This window comes from Rhizobacter sp. P2_D12 (assembly GCF_056404395.1).
On sequence record NZ_JBFUEB010000041.1, the window covers coordinates 1 to 16,424 of the forward strand.

At 71.0% G+C, this 16,424-nt stretch carries 12 protein-coding genes; 2 read left to right on the plus strand and 10 right to left on the minus strand.

Annotated features, from left to right (window positions below; genetic code table 11):
• Window positions 1-105: 105 nt before the first annotated feature.
• Genes AC1DYN_RS15435 through AC1DYN_RS15480 form a run of 10 tightly spaced genes read right to left on the minus strand, consistent with a single transcriptional unit; the run spans window position 106 to window position 13,381 of the window.
• Window positions 106-750, minus strand: coding sequence for a hypothetical protein (locus AC1DYN_RS15435; protein ID WP_477961000.1), 645 nt, complete (start codon window positions 748-750; stop codon window positions 106-108).
• Window positions 747-1,337, minus strand: a complete 591-nt coding sequence (locus tag AC1DYN_RS15440; RefSeq protein WP_477961002.1) for a PilN domain-containing protein — start codon at window positions 1,335-1,337, stop codon at window positions 747-749. The genes AC1DYN_RS15435 and AC1DYN_RS15440 overlap by 4 nt, the downstream gene beginning before the upstream one ends.
• An 8-nt stretch (window positions 1,338-1,345) precedes the next feature.
• Window positions 1,346-2,401, minus strand: a complete 1,056-nt coding sequence (locus AC1DYN_RS15445; protein WP_477961004.1) for a hypothetical protein — start codon at window positions 2,399-2,401, stop codon at window positions 1,346-1,348.
• A gap of 1 nt (window position 2,402) precedes the next feature.
• A complete protein-coding gene (locus AC1DYN_RS15450) occupies window positions 2,403-5,924 on the minus strand; it encodes a PA14 domain-containing protein (protein WP_477961006.1) in 3,522 nt (1,173 codons plus the stop codon).
• Window positions 5,921-6,322 (minus strand): agglutinin biogenesis protein MshP, encoded by a 402-nt coding sequence (locus AC1DYN_RS15455; protein WP_477961008.1) that lies wholly within the window; start codon window positions 6,320-6,322, stop codon window positions 5,921-5,923. Before AC1DYN_RS15455 ends, AC1DYN_RS15450 begins: the two co-directional genes overlap by 4 nt.
• Window positions 6,323-6,353: 31 nt before the next feature.
• Window positions 6,354-7,208, minus strand: a complete 855-nt coding sequence (locus tag AC1DYN_RS15460; RefSeq protein WP_477961010.1) for a PulJ/GspJ family protein — start codon at window positions 7,206-7,208, stop codon at window positions 6,354-6,356.
• Window positions 7,195-7,767 (minus strand): type IV pilus modification PilV family protein, encoded by a 573-nt coding sequence (locus AC1DYN_RS15465; RefSeq protein ID WP_477961012.1) that lies wholly within the window; start codon window positions 7,765-7,767, stop codon window positions 7,195-7,197. The genes AC1DYN_RS15460 and AC1DYN_RS15465 overlap by 14 nt, the downstream gene beginning before the upstream one ends.
• A 43-nt stretch (window positions 7,768-7,810) precedes the next feature.
• A complete protein-coding gene (locus AC1DYN_RS15470) occupies window positions 7,811-9,046 on the minus strand; it encodes a type II secretion system F family protein (protein ID WP_477961014.1) in 1,236 nt (411 codons plus the stop codon).
• Window positions 9,047-9,057: 11 nt separating this feature from the next.
• On the minus strand, window positions 9,058-10,788 hold the full coding sequence (locus AC1DYN_RS15475; RefSeq protein WP_477961016.1) for a GspE/PulE family protein: 1,731 nt from the start codon (window positions 10,786-10,788) through the stop codon (window positions 9,058-9,060).
• Between the two features lie 34 nt (window positions 10,789-10,822).
• Entirely contained in the window at window positions 10,823-13,381 is a 2,559-nt protein-coding gene (locus tag AC1DYN_RS15480; protein WP_490363526.1) for a GspE/PulE family protein, read from the minus strand.
• A gap of 261 nt (window positions 13,382-13,642) precedes the next feature.
• Between AC1DYN_RS15480 and AC1DYN_RS15485 the strand changes: the two genes are divergently transcribed.
• Together AC1DYN_RS15485 and AC1DYN_RS15490 are read left to right on the plus strand one after the other, a co-directional pair.
• Window positions 13,643-14,836 (plus strand): ROK family protein, encoded by a 1,194-nt coding sequence (locus AC1DYN_RS15485; RefSeq protein WP_477961018.1) that lies wholly within the window; start codon window positions 13,643-13,645, stop codon window positions 14,834-14,836.
• Entirely contained in the window at window positions 14,833-16,320 is a 1,488-nt protein-coding gene (locus AC1DYN_RS15490) for a sugar ABC transporter ATP-binding protein (protein WP_477961020.1), read from the plus strand. Before AC1DYN_RS15485 ends, AC1DYN_RS15490 begins: the two co-directional genes overlap by 4 nt.
• The last annotated feature ends 104 nt before the right edge of the window (window positions 16,321-16,424 follow it).

Consider the following 16,424-nt stretch of genomic DNA (forward strand, 5'->3'; position numbering starts at 1 on the left):
GTGCGGCGGGCAGCGCCGCGGCAGGCGGCTGCATCGGATCGCGCGGCGGCTCGGCCGCCGCGGTGGCTCCGAGGCCGCAGGCCAGCAGCCAGGCGCAGAAGGGCTTCATCGGACGGCCTCCACCAGGTAGACGCGCAGCGCGAGTGCGCAGGCGCCGGTGGCGCTGCCGCTCAGTTTCAGCGTGTCCCAGCGCAGCCCCGGCAGCGCCTGTTCCAGCGCGGCCAGGTAGGCCACCAGATCGGCATAGCTGCCTCCCACGCCGAGATCGACGCCTTGCCAGCGCAGCGCCGCGGGGGGGCCGGATGCGGCCTGCGCGGCCGCGGGCGCTTCGGCCACCGTGGCCAGCTTCAGCAGCGTCAGGCGCTCGTGGCGTGCGAGCACGCGTTCGAGCAGCTGCGGCAGCGCCGCCTGCCCGTCGGCCGCCTGGCCGAGCCGGCGGATCTCGGCGTCCAGTGCATCCTGCTGCGCCTGTGCGTGGCGAATCTCGCCGCGCAGCCGGGCCTGCGGCGTCGACGGATCGGCCGGCTGGAGGGCGACCGCCAGTTGCGCGCGCAGCGCCGCCAGCTCGCTGTCCTGCTGCTTGTGGCGCAGCGACAGCTGCCGCTGCTCGGCGATCGCCGGCGACAGCACCAGCGAATCGGCCAGCGCGGCACACACCAGCGCCACCGACAGGAACAGGAAGCAGCGCTCGCGCAGGCCCAGCGCATCGATGCGCCGGGCCTGGCGCTCCCATGCCTGGCGCGCGCTCATGGCCCGCTCCCGGTGCGCACGATCACGAAGCGCCAGCCGGGGGCCTCCTGCTCGACCTGCAGCGTCGAGAGCGCCTGGCCGGCCAGCAGCGGCTCATGGTCGAGGCGGGCGATCCAGGGCTTCAGCGAGGCCGGGTCGAGGGTGCGGCCGCGCAGCGAGAGGCGCCCGCTGCCGGACACGATCTCCTCCAGCCAGGTGTCGTCCGGCACGGTCTGCGCGATCAGCCGCAGCCGGGCCGACGGCCCGCGGCCGTCGACGATGCGCCCGCGCATCAGTTCGGCCATCGCCTGCCGGCGTTCGGCCAGTCCGCGCTGCATCGATTGCAGGCCTTGCTCCAGGCTCGCCAGGTTGCCGCCGGCCGCCGGCTGGGCGGCGATCGCGCCGAGCAGCGATTGGCGCTCGCGCCCGTGCTGTGCGGCGCTGGCGTCGAGCTCGCGCCGCAGCGCCAGGTTCTGGATCGCGATCCACGCGCACAGCACGGCGATGCCGACGACCAGCGCCGCGAAGGCCTGCACCATCGCACGCGCCGAGAAATGCCGGTGCGGGCGCAGCAGGATCGGGATGTAGAGGTTGATCTGTTGGGGCATGGCGCACCTCAGGCGGGGCGGGTGTCGTTGCGCAGCAGCGCGCCGAGCAACGGCAGGCAGCGGTGCTGCAGTTCGGGGTCGTTGCCGCAGGCGGCACGGACTTCGCGGAACGCCGGGGCCACGTCGAGCACGTCGACGCGCTGGCCGAGCTGGCGGCCCAGCTGCGCGGCGAGCGCGACGCCGTGCTCGCCGGTGCCGAGCGTGATCGCCGCGAGCGGCAGGTCGGGCCAGCAGCGGTCCCAGAGGTCGAGCGAGCGCTGCAGCTCGATCACGATGCGGGGCGCATCGTCGCCGGCCGGCGGTTCGGAGTCGGCCGCATCGCTGCCGTAGTCGACGATGTCGGGCATGTCGGCACCGGCCAGCAGGCCGAGCGGCTGCGTCAGATCGGCGGGGGCGAAGCCGCTGTTGGCCGCCGCAGCGGGGGCCAGGGCGCCGTGCCAGTCGAGCCGGCGGGCGTAGAACAGCTCGTCGTTCGCGGTGATCGTCAGCAGGCACTGCTCGCCGTGGCGCAGCAGCAGCGCGCTGGCGCGTTCGCGGCGGCCGGCGGCGCGCGCCAGTGCCGACTGCAGGTTGCGCTGCGCGGTCTCGCGGATGTCGATGGCCTGGAGCTGCAGCCCCGCCGCCTCGCACAGCGCGGCCATCGCGTGGATGGCGCGGTTCGGGGCCACCGCGACGAAGGCCTGCTTCGGCCCGCGCGCGCGGCCGTCGCCGACCTGCAGCACGTCCAGCGTCATGTCGTCGATGTGGCCGTCGACCATGTCCTTGATGCGCCAGCGCGCGGCGGCCTTCAGCTCCTCCGGCGGCACGGCCGGCGCCTCGATCTGCAGCAGCGGGCAGTCGGCCAGCGCCAGCAGGCCGACCACCGGGCGGGCCGGCGGTGCGAGCGCGCGCAGCTGGCGCGCCAGGTCCGCCGGCCGCGCCGGATCGGCCTCGATCGAGCCGCAGCGCAGCAGGCGGCGCGGCAGGCCCGTGCTGCCGTCGGCATGGGCGTAGAGGAGCCGCGGTCCGTCCAGGCAGATCACCAGCGGGTCGAGGGGAGAGGGCTTGCGCCAGGGCCAAGGCATGTCAGGGGTTCTCGCGCTGGTGGATGAAGTTGTCGGCACCGCGGTACAGGCCGAAGGACGCCCGTGCGGACGGGTCGCGGTCGTGGCTGCTGCCGCACCAGGCGCCGCGCAGGTAGGGGCGGTTGGCGCCGGCGGTGGCGGCACCGGTGGGCGTCCAGGGTTGTTGGCAGGCGTTGTCGGTTGCGTTGCTGCCCAGGCTCAGCGCCACGTCCACCGTGCCGGCGTGGCCGGTGGCCGGCTTGGCGAGCACCAGGCTGCCGGCGCCGCTCGCCAGCGTGACCGGGCTGCCGGCGAGCACCGTGTCGGCCACGGTCAGCGTCTTGCGGTGGTTGCCGAAGTTCACTTCGCTGGCGAGGATCTTCGTGCAACTGTCCAGCGTGTTGGTCGCGAAGGCGCTGCCGTTCCAGTACTGCGCGGCCACCGGCAGGGCCAGCGTGCGGTCCTGCGAACCGATGGCGTTCTGCAGCCGCAGGCGGCCGAAGCGCAGCGTGACGCTGCCGAGGGCGCTGCGGTCGTTGCCGTCGGCCGGGGAGTCGGTGTCGAGGTCGTAGCTGCCGACCTGCACGCCATCGAGGTCGACCGGCCGGATGCCGAAGCTGGCGCTGAGTTCGGCCTCGGGGCCGTTGCCGCGCAGCGCAGCGGCGGTCAGCGCGATGCCGTTGGCAATGCCGGCGCTCCAGGTGCCGGAGGAGGTGCCGAGCGACAGGCGCGGCGACGTGCCGGTGCGGAACACCGTGCTGCCGGAGATGCCGGCGAGGTTGAAGATGCTCGGGTCGGCAAGGTCGAGGCGGGCAAAGCTGCCGGTGTAGTTGGTGGTGACTGCGCCCCCTGCGTTCTTGGCCGTCAGCGTGAACCCCAGCGAGAAGTTCTCGTCCAGGTAGGTGAAGGTGGAGGCCGGCGTGCAGCCGGCGTTGGCGCGATGCGTGACGGTGGCGCCGGACACCGCGAACGACGACGGAATGAAGCGGCCGACGCGCGTCGACGGGCTCCCGCTGCTGTTGAACACGACGGCGTCGAGGGACAGGCCGCTGCCCAGGAAATTGCTGACCACGCCGCTGGTGTCGAGCGCGAAGCTGCCCACTTCGGTGTACTGCAGCGAGCTTGTCGTGCCGGTGCCGGACGCGGTGCCGACGTTGCCGTTGTTGAGCGCGCCCAAGGTTCCGCCCGAGGGTGTCTGGCTGCCGGCCAGCGGCGACAGGCTGACGGTGGACGAGAACGACGGCGTCACGCCGCCGGCGGTCGTGGCCGCCAGCGAGGCCGCGGCATCGGGTGTGCCGTCATTGTTGCTGTCGGCGCCGCTCGCCCAGCGGTAGGCGGAGACCGTCGCCTGGAAGTTGCTGCCGGCTTTCGCGAACACCGTGTCCGTCGCGGCGGAGCCGCCCGGGTTCGGGGTCGTCGCGCCGCCGACGACCTGCTTGATGCCTTGCACGACGATGCCGAAGGGCCGCACCGTCAGCGTGTTGCCGGTGCCGCTGACCGGGGTGTCGGCATAGGCCAGCGAGTCGTCCAGCAGGTTCAGCGTGTAGCGGCCGATGTCGGTGGTGCCGAGGTTGAAGTTCGCGACGCCGTTGGCGAAGGCCAGCGTGAGGTTGTCGGACGCCGGCTTCGACGACGGGATCGTCAGCGCCGGCGACACCACGGTCGGTGCCGTCCAGCTGCCGCCGCTGTCGGTGCGCCACAGTTTCAGTGCACGGCTGCCGGTGTAGTCGGCGGCGATGCCGCAGCTGCCGGTCGACGGGTCCTTGCGGATCAGCGACACCGTGTGGTCGTGCGGGCGGCCGGCCACCGCGACGTCGGTGCCGGCGACCCGGGCGGCGGCATCTTCCGCGAGCGTGAAGGCGTTGTCGCGGAACGCGATCGTGGCGGAGGTCGAGGCCGATCCGCTGACGTCGGGGTCGCTGGCCGTGATGACGACGTTCTGCGCCAGCGTCTCGCCGAGCTTCAGCTTGACGACGCCGGCATCGGCGGTGGTGAAGGCGTAGCTGGCTGCGCCGTCGTTGGACGTGCCGTTGCCGAGCACGCCCGCTGGTGCCGGGCTGGAGCCGGCCGTCCAGTCGCCCCGCCCGGTCGAGGTGCTGAGCGACAGCGTGTTGGCGTACTGGGAGAGGATGTTGCCGGCGCTGTTGACGGCGCTGATGGTCACGGTGCTCGGCGTGCAGGTCGAGCCGCTGGTGTTGTCGACCGCGATGCTGAAGCCGGCGAGGGGGTCGGTGGCGCAGTAGTACAGGTTGTTGGCGGGGATGGTGGCGAAGACGCCGACGCCCGGGAGGCGCCAGCCGAGCCATAGCGAAGCGTCGTTGGTACGGTCGTAGTACTCCAGCACGATCGGCACATAGGTTCCGGCTTGCAGGTAGATGCTGGCGCTGATGTCGTAGGTGGCACTGTGGTCGAGCCAGTTGTCGATCATCGTGGTGCCATTGACGACCAGGCGCACACCGTCATCCGATCGGGTCTTGAAGTAGTAGAGGCCGCTCGTGTAGAGCCGAAGCAGGCCTTGCCAGCGCACCGAGAAGTTGTCGCTTCCGACCCCGCTGACCGGCACGCCGCTTCCCCACTCGAAATCGATCGGTCCGTCGATGCGCGTCACGGCCGTGCCGGTGAAAAAGGCGCCGGGCGTGCCGTTCTGGTCGTAGTAGGTGCCTTTCAGGCCGTTGGCGAATCGGGTCGTCGGCGACACGCTGACCGTGCTGCCGGCCACGATGGCGTTGCCTGCCAGATCGGCCACGTTGCTGATGCTCAGCTGAGCCGTGCTGGTGATGGGGCTGACGGTGAGCGCGACGGTGCGGCTGTCCGACTGCAGCACGGCGGCGCTGACGGTGTCGCCGTGGTTCAGGCTGTAGTTGCCGATCGCCTGGGCGGTGCTGCTGTCCACCTCCTCCGAGAACACCACGTACAACAGCGTGTTGCTGTTGCAGGCCATGGAGGCGGACGCGATCGTCGGCGGGGTGGTGTCGGTGATCCCGGTCATCAGGCCCTGCGTGCCGTTGCCGCGCGGGATGGTGACCAGGGTCGAGCCGACCGGCGACGGGCCGGACCATTTCAACTGGATGGTCGCGGCCCCGGTCCGGTCGTAGTACTCGAGGCGGAACTTGTAGCGCAGGCCGGCCGCCAGGTTGCCGGGGCACGACGCGCTGTAGGCGGTCGGACCCTGGTCGACCCAGTGGTTGATGAGCAGGTCGGACGCCCCGAAGGAGCCGTCGCGGCTGCAATCGACGTACAGGCGCACGCCATCGTCGGCCGTCACGTTGAAGGTGTAGGCGCCGGTCGCCGGGACCAGGATCTCGCCGGTGTAGCGCGCCAGGTAGCGGTCGGCATTGATGCCGGGGGCCGGCGATGCCGTGCTGGCGCTCACGTCGATCGTGCTCTCGGTGCGCTGCAACGCCGCCGTCGACGGGAAGGTCGGCGTGTCGCTGCCCGAATAGTGGAAGTACTCGGCCGTCACGCCCGGGATCTCGCCGGCCGGGGCACCCCCCGCGAAGGCCAGGGCCCCGAGCGCTGCGGCAAGCCGGTGGAGCAGCGTCATCGCGTGATCGTCCAGCTCAGCTGGCGCTCCACGTAGCTTGCATTCGGCGTGCCGCTGGCGGGGCAGGTGCCGGCGGTCGGTGCATTGCAGGCGTTGGCCTGCAGCCGGAACATGCGCAGGCTCGTGCTGCCGTCGGTCAGCGTGCCGGCGTCGGTGCAGGTGACGGTGACCGTGAAGCCGGACAGGCTACCGCCGGGCACCATGCTGGTCGTCGAAGGGCAGCCGCCGCTGAAGCGAAGGATGCGGTAGGCCCCCCATTCCACCCCCGCACGCGCGCTCTGGTAGGCCCGCGCCGCCTGCAGTTCGGTGCTGGCACCCTGGTGCTGCCGGGTGCTGACGACGGCCATCGCGCTGCCCAGCGCCGCGAGCACCACCAGGATGAACACGACGGACACCATCGTGAAGCCGCGGGCCGGGCGAGGCCGCCGCTCAGGGCAGGTTGTCGACGTGGACTGCATGGTAGAGCGAGACGCTCTCGGTGCCGGTCGACGTGGGGGTCGACAGCGTGAGGCGCAGGCGGACGAGGCCGGCGCGCGAGGCGACGATGGCCGCGTCGTAGTCGAACTGGYAGCCGGTCACGCCGGTCGCGAGGATGGCGGATGTGCCGCCGCTCGGCGGATCGGGCTGTGTCGTGACGAACCCATAATTCTGCTGGCGCGTCAGCGTGCCGTTGGCCAGGTCGCAGCGGTAGGTGACGGGCGGATCGACGGCCGTCACGCGGTAGGGCGCGGCGAGCGCAGCGGCCGGCAGCGGCGCCAGCGAATCGAGCGTGATCGTGGTCGCCGCCCCGGCCGCGTTGGTCGCGGTGCGCCGGTTGGAGCTGGCCTGCTCGGTCGCGTTGCCGTTGGCCGCATAGGCGTCCGAGCCGGTGATGCCGCTGCCCAGGTTGTAGAAAACCAGGTGCTGCGAGGCCGCCAGCGTCAGCGGCAGGCCCAGCAAGTCGAACGAGGTGTCGAGCACGCCGAAATCCAGGCGGCCGGTGGCGTCTTCGGTCTTGTAGCGTGCCGCGCCGGTGCTCGGGATGAGCTCCAGCGCGCGGCCCGAGGCACTCACGCGGGTGCTGTTGGCCAGCGCGACGTGCAGGTCGCGGCCGATGCGCCGCAGCGCCCGGTCGGCGGTGTCGACCAGTGCGGCACGTGCCACGGTGTCGAGGTAGGCCCGCACCGGTTGGACGATGAAGCGCGTGACGACGGCCGCGAGCAGGCCGGTGATGGCGATGACGATCACCGCCTCGATCAGCGTGAAGCCGCTGCAGCGGCGAGCGGGGCAGTCAGAAGGCTGCATTGGGAAGCGACCGGACGCGGTAGCCATCGAGCTGCAGGGTGCTGCCGCCCGGCGTCGTGACGCTGACGGTGATGCGCAAGGCGCGCTGCTCGGAGGCAGGCAGGTCGTTCAGGGTGTCGTAGGCCACCGACACCGCTGCCGCATAGCCGGACAGCCCGCTCACCGCGGTGTTCGTGATGTCGACGATGCCGTTCATCGTGTGGCCGTGGTAGTCGTTGACGTTGTCGAACTGCGGCGTGACAAAGCGCGTCTCGCCGCCTTCCGGCCCGATCGCCTCGGCGGAAACGGTGCAGCCGCTGCTGTTCGATGCGGTGCCGACGGCGGGATCGTCGGGATCGCAGATCGTGAACGGCATCAACTCGATCTCCTCGAGCAGCGATTCCGCGATCGCCAGCGCCTGGCGCTGCTGCAGCGGATCGGCGCTGTGCGCACCGGCCTGGACGAAGACGCGCAGCACGCCCGCCAGTGCCGCGCCGAGCACCACCATGAAGATCACGAGCTCGATCAGCGACAGGCCGTGTTGGAGCGGGCGGGGGTGACCGGAGGACAGCGGGCGCATGGCGGTCATATCGGGGCGACGCTTCGCTGCTGGAGGGTACAGATCAACCTGCCTTGCCCAGCGCCGCCTGGCCGAGGCTCCACAGCGGCAGGAACACGCCGAGCGCGAGCACCAGCACCAGGCCGGCGATCACCAGCAGCAACAGCGGTTCGATCGCGCTCGCGAGGCTCTTGATGCCGTAGTCGGTCTCGCGCTCGTACATCGCGGCGATCTCGAGCAGCAGGCCGTCGAGTTCGCCGGTCTCCTCGCCGACGGCAATCATCTGCAGCACCACCGGCGTGAAGACGCCGCTGGCCGCCGCGCAGCGCGACAGGCTGCCGCCGCGTTCGACACCGTCGCGCATCTGCTCGATGCGGCTGGCGATCCAGGCGTTCTCCACCGTCTGCGCCACCACCGTCATCGCCTGGCTGAGCGGCACGCCGCTGCGCGAGGCGAGCGCGAAGCTGCGCGCGAAGCGGGCCAGCGTGGCCTTCAGGATGATCGGTCCGGCGATCGGCAGGTGCAGCTTGAAGCGATCCCAGAGGTAGCGTCCGGCCGGCGTGGCCAGCCATGAGCGCACCAGCACCGTCGCTGCGGCAGCACCCGCCAGCAGGGCCGGCCACCACGCGAGCGTGAAGGCCGAGAAGCCGAGCAGCAGCCGCGTCATCGGCGGCAGCTGGGCCTTGAAGCCGGCGAACACGCTGGCAAAGGTGGGCAGCACGAACAGGTTGATGACGACCAGCGCGATCGCCAGCGCCACCACCACCATCGCCGGGTAGCGCAGTGCCTGGCGGATGCGGGCGCGGATGTCCATCTCGAACTCGATGTGCTCCGACAGGCGCTGGAAGACCTCGGGCAGCCGCCCGGTCATCTCGCCGACCCGGACCATCGCGACGTAGAACGGCGTGAAGACCCGCGGGTGGCGTGCCAGCGCGCTCGACAGGTCGCGCCCCTGGTCGAGGCAGGCGCGCACGTCGGCCAGCAGCTGGGCGAGCGCGGGCTTGACGGCCGAAGCCTGCAGCCCGGCCAGCGCCCGCAGCAGCGGCACGCCGGCGCGCTGCAGCGTGAACATCTGGCGCGACAGCACCAGCGTGTCCTGCAGGTCGACGGCCCGGCTGTGCAGCGCCTGCCACCAGTCGGGCGCGGTCGTCGACAGGGCGTCGGCGTTCGCCTCGATCGCCACCGGCGTCACGCCGCCGGCCATCAGCTGTTCGGCGGCGGCCGATTCGGTGGCCGCGTGGATCAGGCCGGTGATCAGTTCGCCGCGCCGGTTGCGGCCTTTCCAGGTGTAGCGGTCCATCGCGGCCTGCGTCAGTCGAGTTCGGTGGTCAGCCGCATCGCCTCGGCGACCGAGGTGCGGCCGGCGCGGACGAGTTCGCAGGCGCGGTGCGCCAGCGTCTGGCCCTGCATGCGCTGGCGCGCCGCCGCCAGGAAGGCCGCCGGGTCGCCGCGGGTCGCGCTCTGCGCCAGCGCGGCGTCCATCTCCAGCATCTCGTAGACGCCGAGCCGGCCGGCGTAGCCGGTGCCGTTGCAGGCCTGGCAGCCCCGCCCGCGCAGCGTCGGCAGCGCGCTGTCGGCGGCCATCGTGCCCAGCCACGCGGCCTCTTGCGGGGTCGACAGGTGCGGTTGCACGCAGTGCGGGCAGTTGCCGCGCACCAGCCGCTGCGCGATCACCGCCTGCAGCGCGGTCGCGACCATGAAGGCCGGCACGCCCATGTCGAGCAGCCGGAACGGCGTGCTGGCGGCGTCGCGCGTGTGCAGCGTCGACAGCACCAGGTGGCCGGTGATCGCCGCGCGCAGCCCGATCTCGGCGGTTTCGGGGTCGCGCATCTCGCCGACCAGGATCACGTCCGGGTCCTGGCGCAGCGTGGCACGCAGCACGCGCGCGAAGCTCAGCTCGATCCTGTCGTTCACCTGCACCTGGGTCAGGCCGGGCAGGCGGTACTCGACCGGGTCCTCGACGGTGATCACCTTGTTGCTGACGGCGTCGACCTCGGACAGCGCGGCATACAGCGTGGTCGTCTTGCCCGAGCCGGTGGGGCCGGTCACCAGCACCGTGCCGGTGCTGCGGCCGAGCAGCTCGCGAAAGCGCACCAGCATCGCATCGGGCATGCCGATCGCATCGAGCCGGCGGATCTCGCTGCCCTGGCCGAGCAGGCGCATCACGACCGATTCGCCGTACTGGCTCGGCAGCGTCGACAGCCGCACGTCGATCGTGCGCTCGCGCAGCCGCAGCGAGAAGCGGCCATCCTGCGGCAGGCGCTTCTCCGAGATGTCGAGGCTGGCCATCAACTTCAGGCGCTGGGCCAGCGCGGCGGCGATGCGCTTGTCGGCCTGCGTCTGCGTGTGCAGCACGCCGTCGACGCGGCTGCGGATCAGCAGTTCGTGTTCCTGCGGCTCCAGGTGCACGTCGGAGGCGCCGATCTGCATCGCATCCTCGAACACCGACTGCAGCAGCCGCATCACCGGCGCGTCCTCCTGGCCGACCGAAGCCTGCAGCGTGCCGAAGTCGAGCGCGTCGCCGATGTCCTTCTCGAGCGCCTTGGCCAGGCCGGTGATCTCTTCGGTGCGCCGGTAGTGGCGGTCGAAGGCCGGCGCGAGCTGGCTCTCGGGCACGACGGCGACCTGGATGCTGCGCTTGAGCAGGCGCGAGATGTCGTCGTAGGCGACCAGGTCGAGCGGATCGGCGAAGGCCACCAGCACGTGGTCGCCGCGGTCTTCGAGCACCATCGCGCGGTGGCGCCGCGCGGCGGCTTCGCCGAGCAGCCGCACCTGTTCGCTCTTCAGCGGAAAGCGGTTCAGGTTGACCACCGGTGCGCGCAGCTGGCGCGCCAGCGCGTGGGCCAGGGACTCCTCGTTCAGCACGCCGCGTTCGACCAGCACGCGGCCGAGCTTGCGGCCGCTGGCGGCCTGCTGCTCGAGCGCCTGCTTCAGCTGTTCTTCGGACACCAGGCGCTGCGCCAGCAGCACGTCGCCCAGCCGCATCCGGTCCTGCCGCCCTGCAGCGGCCGCGGACCCGGCGCCGGATGCGTCGGGCTTCATGGCCGCGCGCTCCCGCGGCGGCCGCCCGGGGGGATCAGGAGTTGCTGGTCGCCCGCACCTCGGCGAGGCTGGTGATGCCCTGCAGCACCTTCTCGATGCCGTCCTGGCGCAGCGTGCGCATGCCTTCGACCAGCGCCGCCTGCAGCAGTTGCTCGGCGCGCGCGCTGGTCTGGATCAGCCGGCGCAGTTCGCGCGAGACGATCATCAGCTCGTGCAAGCCGGCGCGCCCCTTCTGCCCGGTGCCGCCGCACTTGTCGCAGCCCGGGCTGTGGTGGCTCATCAAGCGGCCCTGCTGGCCAAACCGTTCTGTCCATTCGCTTCGTATCAGGTCTCGTTGGAACCGAGGGTGATCTTGCGGACAGATATGCAAGTAATCGTGCAGAAGCTCGTCGATTTGCTCCTCGGTTGCCAACACCGACACACGGCAGTGGGCACACAAACGTCTCACCAACCTTTGTGCCAGTACACCCAGCAGGGAGTCTGCAAAGTTGAACGGGTCCAGGCCCATGTCGATCAGGCGGGTCACGGTCTCGGGCGCGCTGTTGGTGTGCAGCGTGGACAGCACCAGGTGGCCGGTCAGCGAGGCCTCGATGCCCATCTGCGCGGTCTCGGTGTCGCGCATCTCGCCGACCATGATCACGTCCGGGTCGGCGCGCAGGAAGGCGCGCAGGGCCTTCGCGAAGGTCCAGTCGATCTTCGGGTTGACCTGCACCTGGCGCAGCCCGGGCTGGGTGATTTCCACCGGGTCCTCGGCGGTCCAGATCTTGCGCTCGGGCACGTTGATGTGGCTGAGCGCCGAGTGCAGCGTGGTGGTCTTGCCGGATCCGGTGGGGCCGACGCACAGCACCAGGCCGTAGGGGCGTTCCATCGCCTCCTTCAGGTGCGCCAGGTTCCACGGGCTCAGGCCCAGGTTGTCCAGCGGGATCGGCTTGGCCGAGGCCAGGATCCGCATCACGACGTCCTCCAGCCCGCTGTTGGTCGGGATGGTGGCCACGCGCAGCTCGATCCTGTGCTGGGCCGAGAACTTGGCGAAGTTGATCTTGCCGTCCTGCGGCTTGCGGCGTTCGGAGATGTCCAGGTCGCACATGATCTTGATGCGGGCGATCAGCGCATTGCGGTAGTTCGGCGGCAGCTCCAGGTGGGTGTGCAGCGTACCGTCCTTGCGGAAGCGGACCTTGATCTTGTCGCGGCCCGGGTAGCTCTCGATGTGGATGTCGGAGACGCCTTCCTTGTGCGCCTCGATGATCATGTTGTTGATCAGGCGCACCAGCGAGTTGTCGGACTGCTCGATCTGGCGCTCGTCCTCGAAGCCCGGCAGGCCGGAGTGCTCCTTCTCGAGCGTCTCCATCAGCTTGCCGGTGTCGGCGGGGTCGAACTCGATCGGCTTGTCGGGCGATTCGCCCGTGGCGGCCTGCATCGTGGCGGCCCCGATGCGCTCGTAGGCTTCGAAGATGCTGTCGCCGACCGCGCGGCCGAGCGCGAGCACCGGCACCACCTTCATCTGCGCGATGAACTCGACTTCGTCGACCGCGTTGCGGCGGCGCGCCGGGTCGTCGATCGCGATCACCAGCCGGCCTTCGCGGATCAGCAGCGGCATCACCTGCAGCCGCGCCGCGGCGGCATAGGGCAGCTTGCGCAGCGCCTCCGGCTCGACCGGGAAGGCGTTCACGTTGACGACCGGGTAGCCCATCTTGCGGGCCAGCGCCGTCTGCAGGTCTTCGCGCGAGACGGTGCCCATGCGCACCAGCAGCTCGCCGAGCGGCACGCTGCGGTCGCTCTTCTGCTGCGCGAGCGCGTCCTGCAGCTGTTCCTCGGTGACCAGGCCGAGCGAGGTCAGCGCCTCGCCGATGCGCACCATCGGCATCTTGGCCTGCTGCTCGATCGCGCTGAGCAACTGCGTCGGCGTGACGATCTGGCGCGACACCAGGATGTCGCCGAGCTTCTGGTTGCGCAACTGCAGCTGCATGTCGGCGGCCTCGGCCACTTGCTGCGGCGTCGCGATCTTCTGTGCCACCAGCAGCTCGCCGATGCGCTCGCCGATCTCGAAGCTGTCATACGCCTCGCGCGGCACGAACAGGCGCTGCACCGCGCCCTTGTCGTCGATCGGCGGGAACAGGAACAGCCCGTGCGGCGTCTCGACGTGGCCGATGGTGCTGCCTTCCAGCGCCGCGCCGGCCTTCAGCGTCACCTTGTAGCGGCTGGACGGGCGGTGCTCCAGCATGCCGGCGTGCGGGTCGCGGCTGCCGTCGCTGGCCGGGCGCAGCGGCTCGACCACGCGCAGGCTGCGGAACTGCGAGAAGCGCAGCGGCATCGTCGTGCGCGCCGGCGGGACTTGCACGTGGGCCACGGTTTCCTCGGGCACGAAGAAGATCAGGCGGCCGCTCATCTCGCGGTCGTTCAGCCCGACGATCTGGCACGCCTGCGGCTGGTTCTGCTCCAGCGCGTCGGGGTAGGCGGCGAACGGCGGCGTCGGCCAGCGGAAGCCGGCGTGGCGCGCCTTCTCGGCCGGCGCGGGTGCCGGTGCGGGGGGCGGGGCGAGCGAGATGTTCGGCAGGTCGAGCGCCCATTGCGCCGGAGGAGTCAGATCGGACACGGTCCATCCCTTCGAAGGTGCCCGTCACTGTATGAGTGCGGGCTTACCGCCCAAGGCGCGAAATGACGGGGTTTTGGGGGCCAGACTCCCGCCCTGTTCGATAGCGAGCGCCAGGGTCGTTCGACCCGGATTTGGTCGAAGATCGCACTTGCTGCGCCGAAGTGCTGTCCCTACGATGCACCGCACGGCGCTCGACCGGTCCATTCCGGCTCGAAGACGACCCACAACGGCCGACCACGGCCGAACCAGGAGACAAGCAAGGTGATCCGCTGGGACGATCTGTCGCCGGGTGAACTGGCAGTGCTCGAGGCCGTGTTCTGGTCGGCGAGCAGCTCGCGCAGCGGGCTGGCCGCGGCATCCACGTTCTCGAAGAGCAAGGCCAATGCGGCCGTCGCCGGGCTGATCGAGCGCGGCCTGCTCGAAGAGATCGGCCTGCAGGCCTCGTCCGGCGGGCGCCGTCCCGAGGCCTTGCGCATGAGCCGCGCCGTCGGCGTGCTGGCCTGCATCGACCTGGGCGCCACCAGCCTGGACGTGGCCATCCTGTCGCCCGACATGGGCGTGCTGGCCCACCATGCCGAGCCGGCCGACGTGCGCGCCAGCCCGGCGGTGCTGCTGTCGCGCATCCGCGAGCTGCTGCGCGAGCTGCTGCAGCGCTGCGGCGCAAGCCGCAAGGAGGTGATCGGCATCGGCATGGGCGTGCCCGGACCGGTGGCCTTCGGCAGCGGGCTGCTGGTCAACCCGCCGCTGATGCCGGGCTGGGAAGGGCTGTCGATCCGCGAGGTGCTGGGCGAGGACTACGACGCGCCGGTCTTCATCGACAACGACGTCAACGTGATGGCGCTGGGCGAGCTGTGGCGGCTGCACCGGCGGCTGCCCAACTTCCTGGTGGTCAAGGTGGGCACCGGAATCGGCTGCGGCATCGTGTGCCATGGCGAGGTCTACCGCGGCGCCGACGGCTCGGCCGGCGACGTCGGCCACATCTGCGTCGACCCGGACGGGCCACGCTGCCATTGCGGCAACCTCGGGTGCGTCGAGGCGATGGCGGCGGGGCCGGCGATCTCGCGCATGGCGGTGGAGGCGGCGCAGTCGGGGCAGAGCGCGCTGCTGGCCCAGGTGCTGCAGGCGCAGGGCAGCATCTCGCCGGTGGACGTCGGGCAGGCGAGCCGCGCCGGCGATGCGGCGGCGCACGGCATCGTGCAGCGCGCCGGCACGCGCATCGGGCAGATGCTGGCGTCGGTGGTGAACTTCTTCAACCCGTCGCACGTGTTCATCGGCGGCGGCATCACCGGCCTCGGACCGCTGCTGCTGGCGTCGATCCGGCAGAGCGTGTACCACCGCTCGCTGGCGCTGTCGACGCGGCACCTGGACATCCAGTACGCGCCGCTCGGCGAACGCACCGGCGTGGTCGGGGCGGGGGTGCTGGCGCTGCAAGAGACGATGCGGGCATCGACATGAGCTTGCATGTTGCCTTTGGCGAGGTCACCAAGGACTTCGGCCCGGTGCGCGTGCTGCACGGCGTCAGCTTCGAGCTCGAGCCCGGCCGCGTCTACGGCCTGCTGGGCGAGAACGGCGCCGGCAAGTCGACGCTGATGAAGATCCTGTCCGGCTACGAAGCCTTGAGCGACGGCGAGTTGCGCATCGACGGCGTGCCGCAGCGCTTCGGCAACTCGCGCGATGCCGAGCGCCAGGGCATCGTGCTGATCCACCAGGAATTCAATCTCGCCGAAGACCTGAGCATCGCGCAGAACATCTTCCTCGGCCACGAACGCCGCCGCGGCTGGTTGCTCGACGACGCGGCGATGCGCGACGAAGCGCGCCGCGTGCTGCAGCAGGTGGGCCTGCAGGCCGACCCCGACACCCGCGTGCGCCAGCTGATCGTCGCCGAGAAGCAGCTGGTCGAGATCGCGAAGGCGTTGTCGCGAAAGGCACGCCTGCTGATCATGGACGAGCCGACCGCCACGCTGACGCCCGGCGAGACGCAGCGCCTGTTCGCGCTGATCGCGCAGCTGAAGGCCGACGGCGTGACCATCGTCTACATCTCGCACAAGCTCGACGAGGTGGAGCGCATCACCGACGAGATCGTCGTGATGCGCGACGGCCGCTTCGTCACGCGCGCCGCCACCGCCGGGCTGTCGCGCCAGCAGATGGCCAACCTGATGGTCGGGCGCGAGCTGTCGGACATGTTCCCGGTCAAGCTGCCGCCGGCACGCGATGCGCAGCCGCTGCTGAAGGTCGAGGGCCTCTCGGTGCCCGGCTGGGCGCACGACGTCGGCTTCGAGGTGCGGGCCGGCGAGATCCTCGGCTTCGCTGGTCTGGTGGGCGCCGGGCGCACCGAGATGTTCGAGGGCCTGCTCGGCCTGCGCCCGCGCAGCGCCGGCCGCATCGAGCTGAACGGCGCCGAGCTGCGCCTGCGCAGCCCGCGCGAGGCCGCGCAGCACGGCCTCACGTACCTCAGCGAAGACCGCAAGGGCAAGGGGCTGCACGTGCGGCTGTCGCTGCGCGACAACCTGACGCTGATGGACCTGGCGCGCCACACGCACCCGCTGCTCGACCCGGCCTCGGAGCAGCAGGCGCTGCAGCAGGCGGTGGCCGATTTCGGCATCCGCACGCGCGATCTCGCCAGCCGCGCGTCGTCGCTGTCGGGCGGCAACCAGCAGAAACTCGCGATCGCCAAGGTGCTGCAGCCGCAGCCGCGCGTCGTCGTGCTGGACGAGCCGACGCGCGGCGTCGACGTCGGCGCCAAGCGCGACATCTATTTCCTGATCCAGCGCCTGGCCGAACAGGGCCGCGGCGTGGTGGTGATTTCATCCGAGCTGATCGAGCTGATCGGCCTGTGCCACCGCGTCGTCGTGATGCGCGCGGGCGCGGTGCAGGCCACGCTGTCGGCCGACCAGTTGAGCGAAGAGGAGCTGATAGCCCATGCCACAGGAACACATTAGGACCCCTCGGCCGTCGGGTACGCCGGCCGATCCCCCGGGGGGATCCGGGCCGGCTTGGGGCGGCCCGGCGCTCGGCCCGGACTCGGCGGCGACCGCCAGATGGC